The 13,663-nt window shown below is 61.8% G+C and carries 10 protein-coding genes; 3 read left to right on the top strand and 7 right to left on the bottom strand.

Annotation, left to right across the window (positions count from 1 at the left end):
• The coding region (locus tag AB5Y95_RS08380; protein WP_368160494.1) for an IS481 family transposase at window positions 1-1,005 on the top strand (1,005 nt) is incomplete at its 5' end.
• Window positions 1,006-1,222: 217 nt separating this feature from the next.
• On the opposite strand, the gene AB5Y95_RS08375 is transcribed toward AB5Y95_RS08380, so the two are convergent.
• Together AB5Y95_RS08375 and AB5Y95_RS08370 are read right to left on the bottom strand one after the other, a co-directional pair.
• Entirely contained in the window at window positions 1,223-1,786 is a 564-nt protein-coding gene (locus AB5Y95_RS08375; protein ID WP_368160506.1) for a DUF6216 family protein, read from the bottom strand.
• Between the two features lie 324 nt (window positions 1,787-2,110).
• Window positions 2,111-3,247, bottom strand: a complete 1,137-nt coding sequence (locus tag AB5Y95_RS08370; protein ID WP_368160491.1) for an HPP family protein — start codon at window positions 3,245-3,247, stop codon at window positions 2,111-2,113.
• Window positions 3,248-3,531: 284 nt separating this feature from the next.
• Between AB5Y95_RS08370 and AB5Y95_RS08365 the strand changes: the two genes are divergently transcribed.
• The gene (locus tag AB5Y95_RS08365) at window positions 3,532-4,653 is read left to right on the top strand and encodes a glycosyltransferase family 9 protein (RefSeq protein WP_368160488.1); all 1,122 of its coding nucleotides are present in this window, start codon (window positions 3,532-3,534) and stop codon (window positions 4,651-4,653) included.
• A 67-nt stretch (window positions 4,654-4,720) separates the two neighbouring features.
• On the opposite strand, the gene AB5Y95_RS08360 is transcribed toward AB5Y95_RS08365, so the two are convergent.
• Together AB5Y95_RS08360 and metE are read right to left on the bottom strand one after the other, a co-directional pair.
• The gene (locus AB5Y95_RS08360; RefSeq protein ID WP_368160503.1) at window positions 4,721-5,386 is read right to left on the bottom strand and encodes a substrate-binding periplasmic protein; all 666 of its coding nucleotides are present in this window, start codon (window positions 5,384-5,386) and stop codon (window positions 4,721-4,723) included.
• A 426-nt stretch (window positions 5,387-5,812) separates the two neighbouring features.
• Window positions 5,813-8,077, bottom strand: coding sequence for a 5-methyltetrahydropteroyltriglutamate--homocysteine S-methyltransferase (gene metE, locus AB5Y95_RS08355; protein WP_368160486.1), 2,265 nt, complete (start codon window positions 8,075-8,077; stop codon window positions 5,813-5,815).
• Between the two features lie 182 nt (window positions 8,078-8,259).
• On the opposite strand from metE, the gene AB5Y95_RS08350 reads away from it, so the two are divergent.
• Entirely contained in the window at window positions 8,260-9,180 is a 921-nt protein-coding gene (locus tag AB5Y95_RS08350; RefSeq protein WP_368160483.1) for a LysR substrate-binding domain-containing protein, read from the top strand.
• Between the two features lie 180 nt (window positions 9,181-9,360).
• Here the strand turns inward: AB5Y95_RS08350 and AB5Y95_RS08345 are convergent, their stop codons facing one another.
• The 3 genes from AB5Y95_RS08345 to AB5Y95_RS08335 all read right to left on the bottom strand — a co-directional run bounded on the left by AB5Y95_RS08345 (window position 9,361) and on the right by AB5Y95_RS08335 (window position 13,503).
• A complete protein-coding gene (locus AB5Y95_RS08345) occupies window positions 9,361-10,167 on the bottom strand; it encodes a siderophore ferric iron reductase (RefSeq protein WP_368160481.1) in 807 nt (268 codons plus the stop codon).
• A gap of 38 nt (window positions 10,168-10,205) precedes the next feature.
• A complete protein-coding gene (locus AB5Y95_RS08340; RefSeq protein ID WP_368160478.1) occupies window positions 10,206-12,350 on the bottom strand; it encodes a TonB-dependent siderophore receptor in 2,145 nt (714 codons plus the stop codon).
• 253 nt (window positions 12,351-12,603) lie between these two features.
• Window positions 12,604-13,503, bottom strand: coding sequence for a helix-turn-helix domain-containing protein (locus AB5Y95_RS08335; RefSeq protein ID WP_368160500.1), 900 nt, complete (start codon window positions 13,501-13,503; stop codon window positions 12,604-12,606).
• Window positions 13,504-13,663 lie beyond the last annotated feature (160 nt).

Here is a 13,663-nt window from a genome sequence, read left to right as displayed (position 1 = left end):
CGTCGCAAACTCAGCCTGCTAGAGCTCGCCAAAGAGCTCAATAACGTCAGCAAAGCCTGCAAGCTCATCGGATACAGCCGCCAGCAGTTCTACGAGATCCGGCGCAACTACCAGACCTATGGCGCCGAGGGGTTACTCGACAAATTGCCCGGTTGTAAAGGGGCTCATCCCAACCGGGTTGCGCCCGAGATTGAACAGGCCATCCTCGATTACTCCCTCACCAGACCAACCCATGGCCCGCTGCGGGTCGCGCAAGAACTGGCTCTGCAAGGCATCAACGTCAGTGCGGGAGGTGTGCGTGGCGTGTGGCAACGTCATGACTTGCTCTCCAAACATGACCGTTTGTTGCGCCTCGAGAAAACCCATAGGGAACAGACCATTGAGCTCAATGACGAGCAAATTCGCCTGTTAGAGCGCTTCAGTCCCGAGTTTCGCGAACGCCAGATAGAGGTCCACTACACCGGGGAACTGGTGGCGGTCGATACCTTCTTCGTCGGTGCACTCAAGGGGGTTGGCAAGGTGTATCTGCAAACCGTGCTGGACTGCTACAGCCGCCACGCCTGGGGACGACTCTACACCAGCAAGCTGCCGGTGACCTCGGTCCATGTGCTCAACGAAACGGTGCTGCCGTTCTTCGAGGCTCACGAGGCGCGGGTCTACACCATCCTGTCGGATAACGGACGTGAGTTCTGTGGGCGCCCTGACCATCATCCCTACGAGCTGTTCCTGCAACTGGAGGGGATTGAACATCGGACAACCAAAGTACGCAGGCCGCAGAGCAACGGCTTTATCGAACGGCTGCATCGTACCCTGTTGGATGAACACTTCCGTATCAAGGGGAGAACAACCTGGTATGAGTCGGTGGAGCAGATGCAGACAGACCTGGAGCACTACAACACCCAGCGGCCACATCAGGGCAGGATGATGGAGGGTCAGACCCCCTACAGCATGTTCAAAAAGGGTCTGAAATTGATACCGAAGGAAGCGCGCTCTAAAGTAGCGTAAACAAGACACCGGCTTGAGGCCGGTGTCAGGTGATAATTAGATCTGTACAAAAAATCAGAAACTAATTTTATCAGCGTATTTTCTTATCCATCATATATTCGATAAGTCTTGAATAAACCATCTTTCTCGCTCTTTTTACTCTCAATGACTCATTTGTGCACGCGTACATATAAAATGCAAACAGCATAATAGCTAAAGCATGAAACTTAAGGTTTTGTTAATAATCTACAAGGTCATTAATTTGCAGCACACGTTCTTCATTTTGAAATGACTCACATATCATTTTGTTAAACTCTTCTGGGATATCTTTATTTTTTATACCTTTCTCACAAGATTTTTTGTATATCTTCCACTTTGTCTCACCTTCATAGGGTGCTTGAAAGGAGTATGCAACATTGCTGTTTATCCAGAACCATCCAACATCCTTGTGATTTTTCATCTGTATCAATGCAGCATTGTTAAAGCTAATTGCAAGAATGAATAATGAAAAAAACGCCATAACAGGTGCCAACGAGCCAGTAACAGCAATCTCAAACCAACGAACTTTTGTTATTTTCCGTCTTCTCATATCGAGGTTGCGGCCAAGACTCGTCAGCATTTTGAAGTTCAATTTAAGTTTATTAACCCATTCATAGAAATCTACAATCTGTTGATGGTTCTCTGCTCTGGTATTGAAAGTGGCATTAAATCTCTCAACATCCTCCCGCTCCTCCCATATCTTGTTAATTTCATTTGAGTTGAAATTTTTTCCTGAGTATAAAACGCTCACAACTTTATTTATTAATGAAAATTAAGAACCTGCTCGTTTATGTATGTATACACATACACAAAGTATCAATATCAATATTGTTATAATGAAAATAAAGCTTTCGATATTTATTATTGATGACACAGTTACCACCCCAAAAGTTCCATGAGCTACCAATCACTATATCATTAGATTGCAGGGGTTCAATCAGGGCTTTCTACTATATGCAAAGCAATCACCAAACCCCCTAATAAGAAAAAACCCCGACAATGCGGGGTTTTGAGTTCTTCTCAATGTGGTCGACGTGTGGACATCGAGCGAAACAAATTCATTTTTTTCATATACTTACATCATTTTTTAAACGCACCCTCGGGGGCCTTTTTTATGGACTGGCCGGCGCGCCGGATGCAGCGCCAGGTTGAACAGCGCCGCCACCATGTCCGACTGGGTCAGGATCCCCACCAGCTGCTCGCCATCTACCACCGGCATGTGGTGCAGACCGCCATCGGAGAAGGCACCCACCAGATCGTAGAGCGGCTGATCGTGGCGGGCGGTCGACACCTTGCGGGTCATCAGGTCCGCGACCCGCAGCTCAGCCAGCTCTGCCGCGCCTCGCGGCTGTTGCAGTACCCGGTCGATCATCAGGTCGTGCAGGGTGATGATGCCGGTCAGCCTGCCGGCCCCGTCCACCACCGGCAGCGCCTTGACCTGATGGTGGGAGAGCAGTTGCCAGGCCGCCATGGCCGGCTGCGGCGCCGCTATCAGGATCAGATCCCGCGACATCACCTCCTGCACCCGCACCGTGCCCACCCTGGCCCGCAGGGCGTGTAGCTGGGCCTCCTGCAGCAGCGCCTGCAGATCCTGGCGGCTGATGTCGAGCAGCTCGCCGTGCTTCTCCAGCGCAAAATCGATGTCCGCCGCCTGGGTCGCCACCCGCTCGCTCGGCTGGGGATCGGCGGTCTGATGGCGGTTGGGCCGGGCCTGACCGCTGTTGGGGTAACGGCGCCCCAGCAGCCGGTTGTAGCAGAGCGCCAGTAGCAGCAACAACAGCGAATTGAGCAGCACCGGCAGCAGCACATAGCCGACCCCGAGCTGGCGGATCCCCTCGCCACCGATGACCGCGGTCAAGGCCACGGCGCCGCCGGGGGGATGCAGGCTGCGGGTGAGCAACATGGCGGCGATGGCCAGCATCACGGCAAGAGCCGCAGCCAGCGCCGGATCCGCCACCAGGCTGGCACTCAGCACCCCCATCAGCGCCGAGACCCCGTTGCCCACCAGGATGGACCAGGGTTGGGCCAGCGGGCTGGCAGGCGCGGCAAACAGCAGCACGGCAGAAGCCCCCATGGGGGCGATCAGCCAGTGGACCTCAAGCCCTAGCCCCCAGCGGCACAAGAGGGCGGTGCCCAACAGCCCGATGAAGGCGCCCAGGGCGCCGTAACAACTCTCTTTGAGACTGGTATTGGTGGATACCGGAAAGAAATCCCTGAACTGCATGGGGCTCCTGCGAGGATAACATTCATTTCAAATGCGCGATTTTAACGACATACCGCGGGCAAATACCACCAGGAGGTGCGGTCTACTCCGCTCAGCCATCCCGCCCTAGGAAAACAGGAATCATACGGAAACGACCCTGTTCCATCCGAGCACGTTGAAACTGTGACTCAGCAACAAATTCTTACAAAAAATGGCGTACCCCCCTCATTTTTCTCTTTTCTTAACCTCGGCTTAAGAAATGTCGTGTCACCTTGAGGCCATATTCATGCACGGAGCCACTACTTATGAGCACTATCAGAGATGCCCTGCGCCGCTTCGACGGTCAGCGCCGCTGCTGGACCGCCGGGCTGGAGCGGGCCGCCCTCGCCTGGCTCGCGCGTCAAGGCCGACTGCCGGCAGCCAGCCAACCTCCCCAGCGGATCCTGGTCATTCGCAGCACCTGCCGCATCGGCAACAACCTGTTTCTGTTACCCTTCCTGCAAAAGGTACGCAGTGCCCACCCCCATGCCGAGATAGAGCTGGTGTGCATCGGCGGCCAGCTGCTCCCCTTCCTGGCCGATCTGCAGCTGCAGCGCATTCACCCGGTCAGGTTGCAGGGCAAGCGGCTGCTGGCCTCCCTGTCGGTGCTGTGGAGGCTGCGCCGTCAGCACTACGATCGGGTCTACGTGCCCTTTGCCTCCAGTACCGATCACCTCATCGCCGGCTGGGTCAAAGCCCGCGAGAAGCTGGGCTTTGACGATGCCAAGGGGGATGCCCTGTTCCCCCAGCCCCTCACTCCCAACGATCACTGCCACTACGCCCACCAGCCACTGCAACTGCTCGGCATGCACGGTCATCTCGCCGATCAGATTGAGCTCGGCAGCTTGTTGCACAGCGCCAGCCCGCGGCTGCTGGCGCTCAGGCAGGACTACCCGGAACGGCCGCTCATCGGCTTTTTCACCGGTGCCCGCAAGGGCAAGGGGCTCTCCCTGCCCCAGTGGCAACGGCTGCTCGGGGATCTGCGCCGCCACTATCCCGCCGCCCTGCTGATCCAGCTCGAGGATCCCGCCGATCCCCAGCCCCAGCTCGGCGACGTGCAGGTCTCCCTCTCCAGCCTGAGCGAGCTGGCCCGCTTTGCCGGCGGCCTCTCCCTCTTCGTCAGCGGTGACACCGGGCCATTGCACCTGGCCGCCGCCAGCGGCGTGCCCTGCCTCGGCCTCTTTACCCAGACCGATCCCGCCCGCTACGGCTGCCTCGGTGCCCAGCACCTCAATCTGGTGATCGGCGATCGCAATGCCATCCCCCTCGATCACCACTGGCTGGCCGAGGTCATGGCACGCACCCTGCTCAATCAGGAGAGGTTACCGGCGCCAACCCCGGCCCCTTGCTTGCCAGGTGCGCCCTTGCCAATCCCTGCTGCAGGCTGATCCAGCCAGCGCCCACACCGGCAGGGCGATTCAACCCGCCCTGCCAGTCCACTCCTCAGCATGGGGCTCAGCGATAGCGAGCCTCCATCCTGGCCAGCTCACCACTTTGCCGCAATCGCGCCAATATGCGAGTCAACTCGTCCACTCTGGTAGCGAAGGGGGATGAGTTGGCAATACAGAGATGGAGCGGCGTCAGCTCCAGTTGCAGGGGGACTTCCGTGATCGTCCCAGCCAATCCCAGCTGAGCCAGCTTGAAGCGCGCCACCAGAGGATCCGTGATCATCAGATCCCCCCGACCGGCCGCCAGCAACTTGAAGACATTGTCCACATTGCTGGTGAGATGGACCTTGAAACCGACCAGGTTCTCCTTGCCCCAGCCATTGCCGATGTAGTCGAGAATGGTGAACGCCTTGAGATCGCTCAAGGCGCGGGCCTGGTTGAGAGGGGCCAGAGCCGGATGCCCGGTTTGCGTGAACAGGGTCAAGGGGGAGAAGGCCACCGGGGCTTCGACCACCCGGGTATAGGCTCGCCGCTCCCGGGTCGGCACGGTGACGAAGCCGTCGGCTTGACCGGCACGAACCAGTTTCTGCGCCCGCAACCAGGGATATCCCTCATGATGCACCTGAACCCCAAGCTCGAGCCCGACCCTGTCCATCACATCCACCATGAGGCCGCGCATCTTGCCCTCCTCGTCACGCCATGAGTAGGGGGCAAAATCATCGAAATAGACCATGTTGAGCGAAGAGACGGCAACCGCCTGGGAAGATGCCGCCAACAGCAGCCCCCATAAACACCCGAACCAGAGACCCGCTTTCATCATGTCAGCCCCACCGTCATCACCCTGCCCTGAGCCTAGCGCAAGCGCATCGAATGAAAAAATGGGCGAGACCTCGCCGGCGCAGGCGGGGTGATATCGTCAAGCGGCCACGCTTGCTGGTCGGGGAGCCAGCCTTGCAAAACAGAGTGGATATGGCGGGGGTTATGGGGGCTGCGTCCAGTATTCCGGGACCGACGTGCCACCCGGCCTGCCCTCGCCGTCATTGCTACAGTCCCTCCCCCGGCCAACATCAACGGCTGATCCGGCATAAAAAGAGAGAGGGAAGGCTTGCGCCTTCCCTCTTCGTTATGCCCGTACTCTCTTGTTGTTTGCAGATGTTCTTCAGGCCAGCTCGGCACGCAGCGCCTTGGTGGCATCGACCATCACCTTGAGGGCGGCCTCGGTCTCTTCCCAGCCGCGGGTCTTGAGGCCGCAGTCCGGGTTGACCCAGAGCCGCTCTGCCGGGATCTGTTTGGCGGCCTTGCGGATCAGATCCTCAATCCAGCCCTGGCTCGGCACGTTCGGCGAGTGGATGTCATAGACGCCCGGCCCGATTTCGTTGGGGTAGTTGAAGCGCTCGAACGCCCCCAGCAGCTGCATCTGGCTACGGCTGGTCTCGATGGTGATCACGTCCGCATCGAGCGCCGCCACCGCCTCTATGATGAGGTTGAAGTCGCTGTAACACATGTGGGTGTGGATCTGGGTGCTGTCCACTACCGGGCTCGCGCTCAGACGGAAGGCGCGCACCGCCCAGTCGAGGTACACCTGGTGATCCTGTTTGCGCAGGGGCAGCCCTTCGCGGATCGCCGGCTCGTCGATCTGGATGATCTTGATGCCGGCGGCTTCCAGGTCAGCCACCTCGTCGCGAATGGCCAGGCCAATTTGCAGGGCAGACTGTTCGCGGCTCACGTCTTCGCGCGGGAAGGACCAGCAGAGGATGGTCACAGGGCCGGTCAGCATGCCCTTGACCGGCTTGTCGGTCAGGCTCTGGGCAAACTTCGTCCACTCAAGGGTCATGGGGGTCGGCCGGTCGATGTCGCGGGTGATCACCGGCGGCTTGACGCAGCGGGAGCCATAGCTCTGTACCCAGCCGAAGCGGGTGATGGCAAAGCCATCCAGCAGCTCGCCGAAATATTCCACCATGTCGTTGCGCTCCGCTTCACCGTGCACCAGCACGTCCAGCCCGATGGCCTCCTGGCGCAGGATGGCATCCTTGATCTGGGCCTGAATGCCCGCCTCGTAGGCGCCATCGTCGATACGACCGGCTCGCCAATCCTGGCGCAGCACCCGAATTTCCGAGGTCTGCGGGAAGGAGCCGATGGTGGTGGTCGGCAACAGCGGCAACTTGAGATCCGCGCGCTGTGCCTCGGCCCGCACCGGGTAGGCGCTGTGGCGATCGAAATCGCTGTTGGTGAGGCTGGCGAGGCGCGACTGCACCGCCTTCTTGTGTACCCGGCTGTCAGATTCCCTATCCACGATGGGCTGGCTGTAAGCGGTGATCTTGTCCAGCTCCCCGCCATTGAGATGGTCGGCCAGCAGCCCCAGCTCGTAGCATTTTTGCAGGGCAAAGGCGAACCAGCTGCGGGTCTGGGGATCCAGCTCGTGCTCCAGGGTCAAGTCCACCGGGCTGTGCAGCAAGGAGCAGGAGGAGGCCACCCAGAGCCGCTCGCCAAGCTTGGCTTTCAGTGCTTTCAGGGTCGGTACCAGCTTGGCCAGATTGGCACGCCAGACGTTGCGACCGTTGATGACCCCGGCCGAGATGACCCACTGGGCCGGCAGGTGCGGGACCAGGGTCTCCAACTGCTCGGGGGCCGCCACCAGATCCAGGTGCAGGCCATCCACCTTCAGGCTGGTGATGATGTCGCGCTGATGGGCCACCGAACCGAAGTAGGTGGTGAGCAGCAGCTTGCAGGGTCCGGCCAGACGCTCATAGGCGTTGAGATAGGCGAGGCGCCACTCGTCCGGCAGGTCCAGCGCCAGCGCCGGCTCGTCGATCTGCACCCACTCCACCCCCTGGGCGGCCAGTTTCGCCAGGATCTCCTGATAGACGATGAGCAGGCGATCGAGCAGCTCGAGGCGGGAGAAGCCGCTCTCTTTCTCCTTGCCAAGCCAGAGGTAGGAGACGGGCCCCAGCAGCACCGCCTTGATCGGCAGCCCCAGCGCCTTGGCCTCTGCCACTTCGTCAAACAGCTGGTTCCAGCCCAGTTTGAAGTGCTGGTCGCGGCTGAACTCGGGCACCAGGTAGTGATAGTTGGTGTTGAACCACTTGGTCATCTCGGCGGCGGCGGCGGCCGGACCGGTCGGCGCACGGCCACGGGCGACCCGGAACAGGGTATCGAGGTCGGTGTCGCCATGGCGGTGACGGGCGGGGATGGCATCCACCAGCAGACTGGTGCCGAGCACCTGATCGTACCAGGCGAAGTCACCCACCGGCAGCAGGGTCACGCCGGCCTGTTGCTGGGCCTGCCAGTGACGCTCACGCAGGCTCTTGCCGGTGGCGATGAGTTCGGCCTGGCTGGTTTCGCCGCGCCAGTAGGATTCGAGGGCAAATTTCAGCTCGCGCTTGGCGCCGATACGGGGAAAGCCCAGGGTGTGTGCGCAGGTCATAGGTTCCATTCCTTATGCTCATTCATCTGATAGTGAACTGGATGATTTAGCCATCCAGATGTTTACACATCCAAAATGACAAGATAAGGTGGCGTTGGCTATTGAATCCTTTTCAACTGGCTCTCAAGAAATTCTCAAGGCGGGCAACAAACCGCCGCCCAGGCACAACAAGGAGGGATACCATGGCGGTGTCAAGCAACCCGGGGATCGACATCAAGCACCTGAAGACGGTGAGCGCGCTGGCCGAGCAGGGCTCGCTGGCCGGGGCCGCGCTGACCCTCAACCTCACCCAGTCCGCCCTCTCCCACCAGCTAAAAGAGCTGGAGACCCGCCTCAATCTGGAGCTCTATCTGCGCAAGAGCCGCCCCCTGGTGCTGACTGCGGCCGGCAACCAGCTGCTGGGGCTGGCCCGCCAGGTGCTGCCGGCGCTGGCGCAGACCGAGAAACAGCTGCAGGCCCTGCACAGCGGCGACGCCGGTCGCCTTCACCTGGCACTCGATTGCCACAGCTGCATCCAGTGGCTGCTGCCGCTGTTGCCCGATTTTCGCCGCCAGTGGCCGGGGGTGGATCTGGAGGTGGAGTCGGTGCCGGGCTTTGATGCCATCAGCGCCCTGCTTAGCGGCCAGCTCGACCTGCTGCTCACCTCGGACGTGCAGGTGCGCGGCGATCTCCACTTCGAGCCGCTGTTCGCCTTCGAACTGGTGCTGGTGATGGCGCCGGACCACCCCCTCTGTGGCCAGCAGACCATCAAGCCTGAGGATCTGCGCCCCGAGGTGCTGCTGGTCTACCCGGTGGAGCGGGCGCGGATGGACGTGTTCAGCCGCTTCCTGCAGCCGGCCGGCATCGAGCCCGCCCGCTGCAAGCCGGTGGACAACACCTCAGTGATGCTGCAGATGGCCGCCGCCGGCCTTGGCGTCGCCGCCCTGCCGCGCTGGGCCTGCGAGGAGTTTGTCCGCCAGGGGCTGCTCGAAGCGCGCCCGCTCGCCGAGGGGGTGCGCCGCCACATGTATGGCGCCGTGCGCGCTGCCGACCGGGATCAAGCCTGCCTGCAGAGCCTGTTCGAGCGCATTCGCAGCAAGATGGGCGACGTAAGAGCGCAGTAACTTGCAGGAGCAAGGACGCTACGCCGACCAGGATCATCTGAACCTGCAAACTGCAAACTGCAAAGCCTGTTCGAGCTCATTCGCAGCAAGATGGGCAACGTAAAAGCGCAGTCATCCACACGGCGAGACGCAGTAAAAAGCCGCCAGAGGGCGGCTTGTCATCACGCAGGGCTTCTCTGTTCAAGCCCCCTCTTCACAGCTCGCCGCCCCCTGCCGCCGCGGGCAGTTGGCGCACAGCTCACCATCGCGGCGCTTGTAGTGCAGGCAGCAGCGCTGGCGCACATAACCGACCAAGCCAGCCGCTGGCGGCCAGGGCGCCGGCTGCCAGCCCGCCAGATGCTCGGCCGGCAGGCCGCAGGCGGCAAGCCAGTGCGGCGCATGGGCCGCCACCTCGGCGGGGGTCACCTCGTCAAAGAACGCGGGTACCCGCACCAGCGCCGTCAGCAGATCGTCCGCCAAGAGCGGCCGCACGAAACCGGGCCGCAGCCGCTGCACCTGCCCGAGCGCTGCGAACAGTACCTGCCAATGGGCCTGCAGCCGCTCGCCCGCCGCCTTGATCAACACCTCCAGCTCTCCCTTGATCATGGGCTCGGCCGGCAGGGTAAAGCCCGATACCAGTCCATCCTGATAACTCTGACCCAGCCTCTCCAGCGCCGGCACGGCCCGCAACCGATAGACGGCCACCATCGCCAGATAGATGGATTGCCAGCAGAGCATGCCCCAGCTGCGGGTGAGCCAGTAGGCGGGGCCCGCCTCCGGATGGGCCAGCCGCCAATGCTCGTGCAGCGTAGCCGCCACCTCGGCCGGCGTGGCCTGCTTGGTCGCCGTCAGCAGCGCCTCAGCCTCGCCGGCAGCCACCAGCCGCCCCTTGAGGGACGGGATAAGCCCGGCGGCGGCCGCAAACAGGGCGCTGTGATCCGCCAATGCCTGCAGATCCGGCTCGCGCTGCGCCACCGAAGTGCGGGCACGACGGCCGGCGCCGCTCATGGGGTGAGAGAGTCCCGGGCGCGGCCCGGGACGCAGGGTCAGAATGCGTATTTGAGTCGCGCCTCCACGCTGCGCTCTGCGCCGAACCAGCAGTTGTTCTGGTCGTAGCAGGAGTAGTAGGTCTTGTTGAACAGGTTGCTGGCACTGAGTGACACCTCCACCCCTTGCAGGCGCTGGCTGAGCCGGGCCAGATCGTAGGAGGCAGCCATGTCCATCAGCAGGTAATCCGGCACTGTGTCGGTGTTGGCGGCATCAAGCTGGGCCTCCCCCACGTAGCGCAGGCCAGCCCCCAGGCGTGCCCCTTCCAGCGGACCGGCCGGCAGGTAGTTGCTCCACAGCGAAGCCATTTGCTTGGGCACCCAGACCGGGGTCTTGCCCTGCAGGCTGGTGGTGTCGCGGGTGATCTCCATCTCCTGACGGGTATAGCTCAGCGCCAGATCCCAGCGGCTGGTGAGATCGAGTCGCCCCTCCAGCTCGACCCCCTTGGAGACCATCTCGCCGGTCTGCAGCTTGGGCCCGTAGACGTTGTCCGGATCCGTCACCAGAGCATTTTGCTTGGTGATGTGGAAGACCGAAGTGGTAAAGGTCTTGCTCATGTCCTCAGAGAGGAACTTGAGCCCCCCCTCCCACTGCCGGCCGGTGGCCGGTTTGAACGCCTGGCCCTGCTTGTCCGCCCCCGCCACCGGTTCGAAACTCTCGGCATAGCTCACATAGGGCGAGAGGCCGTGATCCAGCTCGTAGAGGGCGCCGAGGCGCAGCGAGAGGTTGTCCTGATCAATCTGGGCCAGGCTGTTGCTCGCCGCCCCCTGATAGAGGGTCCGGCTGTCGGTGTCCATCCGGTAGCGGTCGTAGCGGGCGCCGCCGATGGCCACCAGCCGATCGAGGCGCACCTGATCCTGCAGGTAGAGGCCACTCTGATACTGGCGGATGGTGCGGTTGTCCTGATAGTTGAAGGCCAGAACTGCCGGCACTATCTGCTGGTGATTCGGGTTGAAAATGTCGATGGCCGGGGCAGAGTAGTCGAGGGTATCCCGGTAGAGAATGTGCGCATCCAGATACTGGTAATCAACCCCCAGCAACAGGTTGTGCTGGGCCTTGCCGGTCTGCACCTTGCCCGCCAACTGGTTGTCGATGACAAAGCCGCGAGACTCTTCATCGGTCAGGTAGGCGTTGCGGGCCAGGGTACGGTGGTCGGCCGCCAAGGCCGCGTTGTAGGTGTTCTGCTGGTTGGCCGAGGCATCCATGTAGCGGGCGTTTTGCAGCAGCTGCCAGTTGGCGCTGAAGTCGTGGCTCAGCTTGTAGCCGAGCAGGGTGACCTCCCGGCTGTAGTGGTTCCAGTTTTCATCGCCAAGGAAGGTGTCGCTGCCAAGCTGGCCCAGCGGGTTGGATTTGACCGAGCCGCTGGCCGGCACCGTAGTGTAAATGCCGGCGGCAGGGTCTTTCTGGTAATAGAGGTTGAGGTTTAGCAGGGTGCGGTCACTCAACTGCCAGTCGAGAGAGGGCGCCAGCACGTAGCGCTCCTCCTCTGAGGTCACCGCCTGACCCTCTTTCTGGCGGGCCAGCCCCACCAGCCGATAGGCAAACTGATCGTTGAGGGCGCCGGTGCTGTCGAGGGTCAGCTCCTTGAGGGTGCCCGTCCCGCTCGCCACGCTGACGCTGTGCCTAGCTTCCCGCTGGGGGCGCTTGGCGATGAGGTTGACCATGCCGCCGGGGGGCATGCTGCCGTAGAGCACGGAGGTGGGCCCCTTGAACACTTCCAGCTGCTCGATGGCCACCGGATCGATCTGGGGCTGCAGATTCCAGTCGTTGTACTGCAGCAGCAGGCCGTCGTAGAAGTTCTGGTAGTTGTCAAAGCCGCGGATGTTGAACAGATCCAGCCGGTTGACCGCCCCGCCCCGCAGCTCGGTGTTGACGCCGGGCACATAGCGCAGCGCCTCGCTCACCGAGCTGACGCCGCGCTGCTCCAGGGTGTCACCCTCCACCACCGAGATGGCCTGGGGCGTCTCGATGGGGTCGAGCCGGGTCTTGGTCGCGGTGTTGCGATAGGTCTCGCCGAGCACGGTCAGGGTCTCGTCGGCCCGGGTCTGTGTCGGGCGCTCGGCAGCGGCTGCCTGCACAGGGCCTGCCAACAGGGCGGAGATGGTCGCGGCGACCAGGGTCAAAGGGGGGTGAGTGGCGTACATCTGATCCTCGAATGCAATGAGTGAATAGTAACAAATCTCATTTGCATTTTATTGGGTCATTTTGCCCTTGAATTAACAATTTGGGGCATGTTGGCGCGAAAGAGGGAGAAAATGCGACCACTCTGGCCCCATCCGGCAACCTCAACTGACAGCAGCAACACAGGCGATGTCGAATGGATAGCAAGGCCTGGCGCAGCAAAAAGGAAAGAGGGATAGCAGCGCCCGGCATCCGCCGGGCAAGGTAATAGCCGTGTCAGAGGCGGGCGACGGGCAGCCAATACTCCATGCGGGCATCCGGCTGGTTGCCGTCAAAATCGGGGGCGTAGCGCTCCAGCTCGAAGCCATCCACCCCACGATAGCCGGAGCTCGGCAGCCAGTGCAGGATAAACCAGTTGAGGGTCTGCCCCAGCTGGCTGACGGGGCCCACGTGGCCTAGCACCGCGTAGGTCTGGGCCGGTACCGGGAGGCGCGCCAGACCGGCGGGCAGGCTGGCCCCCTCCTCCATCACGCTGCCCGCCCAGTAGGGGAGCGACTCGCCAGCGCCAGAAACATCCACCACCCCCACCCGCTCCTGCCCGGGTGGCAAACCGCCCGCCGTGCGCAGGGCGCGCCAGATGGCGGGCACCGTCTGCTGAAAGTCGGGGGCGGCAGCAAACAGCCCGCGGATCTGCCCCTTCACCCCGTGCAGGATAAAGCCAGGCTGGCTCTCGATCCGTACCTGTACCAACCTGGCAGGCATGGGCTGCGGCAAAGTCGCCCGCACCAGGGGGGTACGCAGTCCCAGCCGCAGGCCCCGCTTGCGATAGGCCAGCGGCGAGCAACCGAACTGCTGCTTGAAGGCGCGGCTGAAGCTCACCTCGGAACCAAAACCGTAACAGAGCGCCAGATCCAGCACCCGCTGGCGACCAGAAAGCAGCGCCTCTGCCGCCTGGCTCAGCTTGAGCTCGCGCACATAGTGGGCCACCGTCAGCCCCGTCTCATGGAGGAACACCCGCTGCAACTGCCAGCGCGACCAGCAGCTCTGCTCCGCCAGCTCGGCCAGCGCCAGCGGCTGATCCAGGTTGGCATGGATGTAGTCGAGCACCCGCTCGATGCGGGTCAGCTGGCTGTGCGGCCGGGGTTCGGCCTCTGGAGCGGAAGAGAAGCTGGTCATGACGAGATCGGATCTGGCTATCGGCAAGGCGCTGCGCGCAAGGGCCCCATTAAACATGGCCGCCACCTTGGCGGCAAGGGCTGGCGATATGGTCACGTCCGCCCTCTTGCCAGGTGGCTCGAGTGCTGGTCCGTCAAGCCAGCTTGGCAGGCTGTCACAA

Source organism: Aeromonas sp. R5-3 (assembly GCF_040908225.1).
Classification (GTDB): Bacteria; Pseudomonadota; Gammaproteobacteria; order Enterobacterales; family Aeromonadaceae; genus Aeromonas; species Aeromonas dhakensis.
The sequence above is the reverse complement of the archived record's forward strand: the minus strand, read 5'-3'. Positions and strand labels throughout refer to the sequence as shown.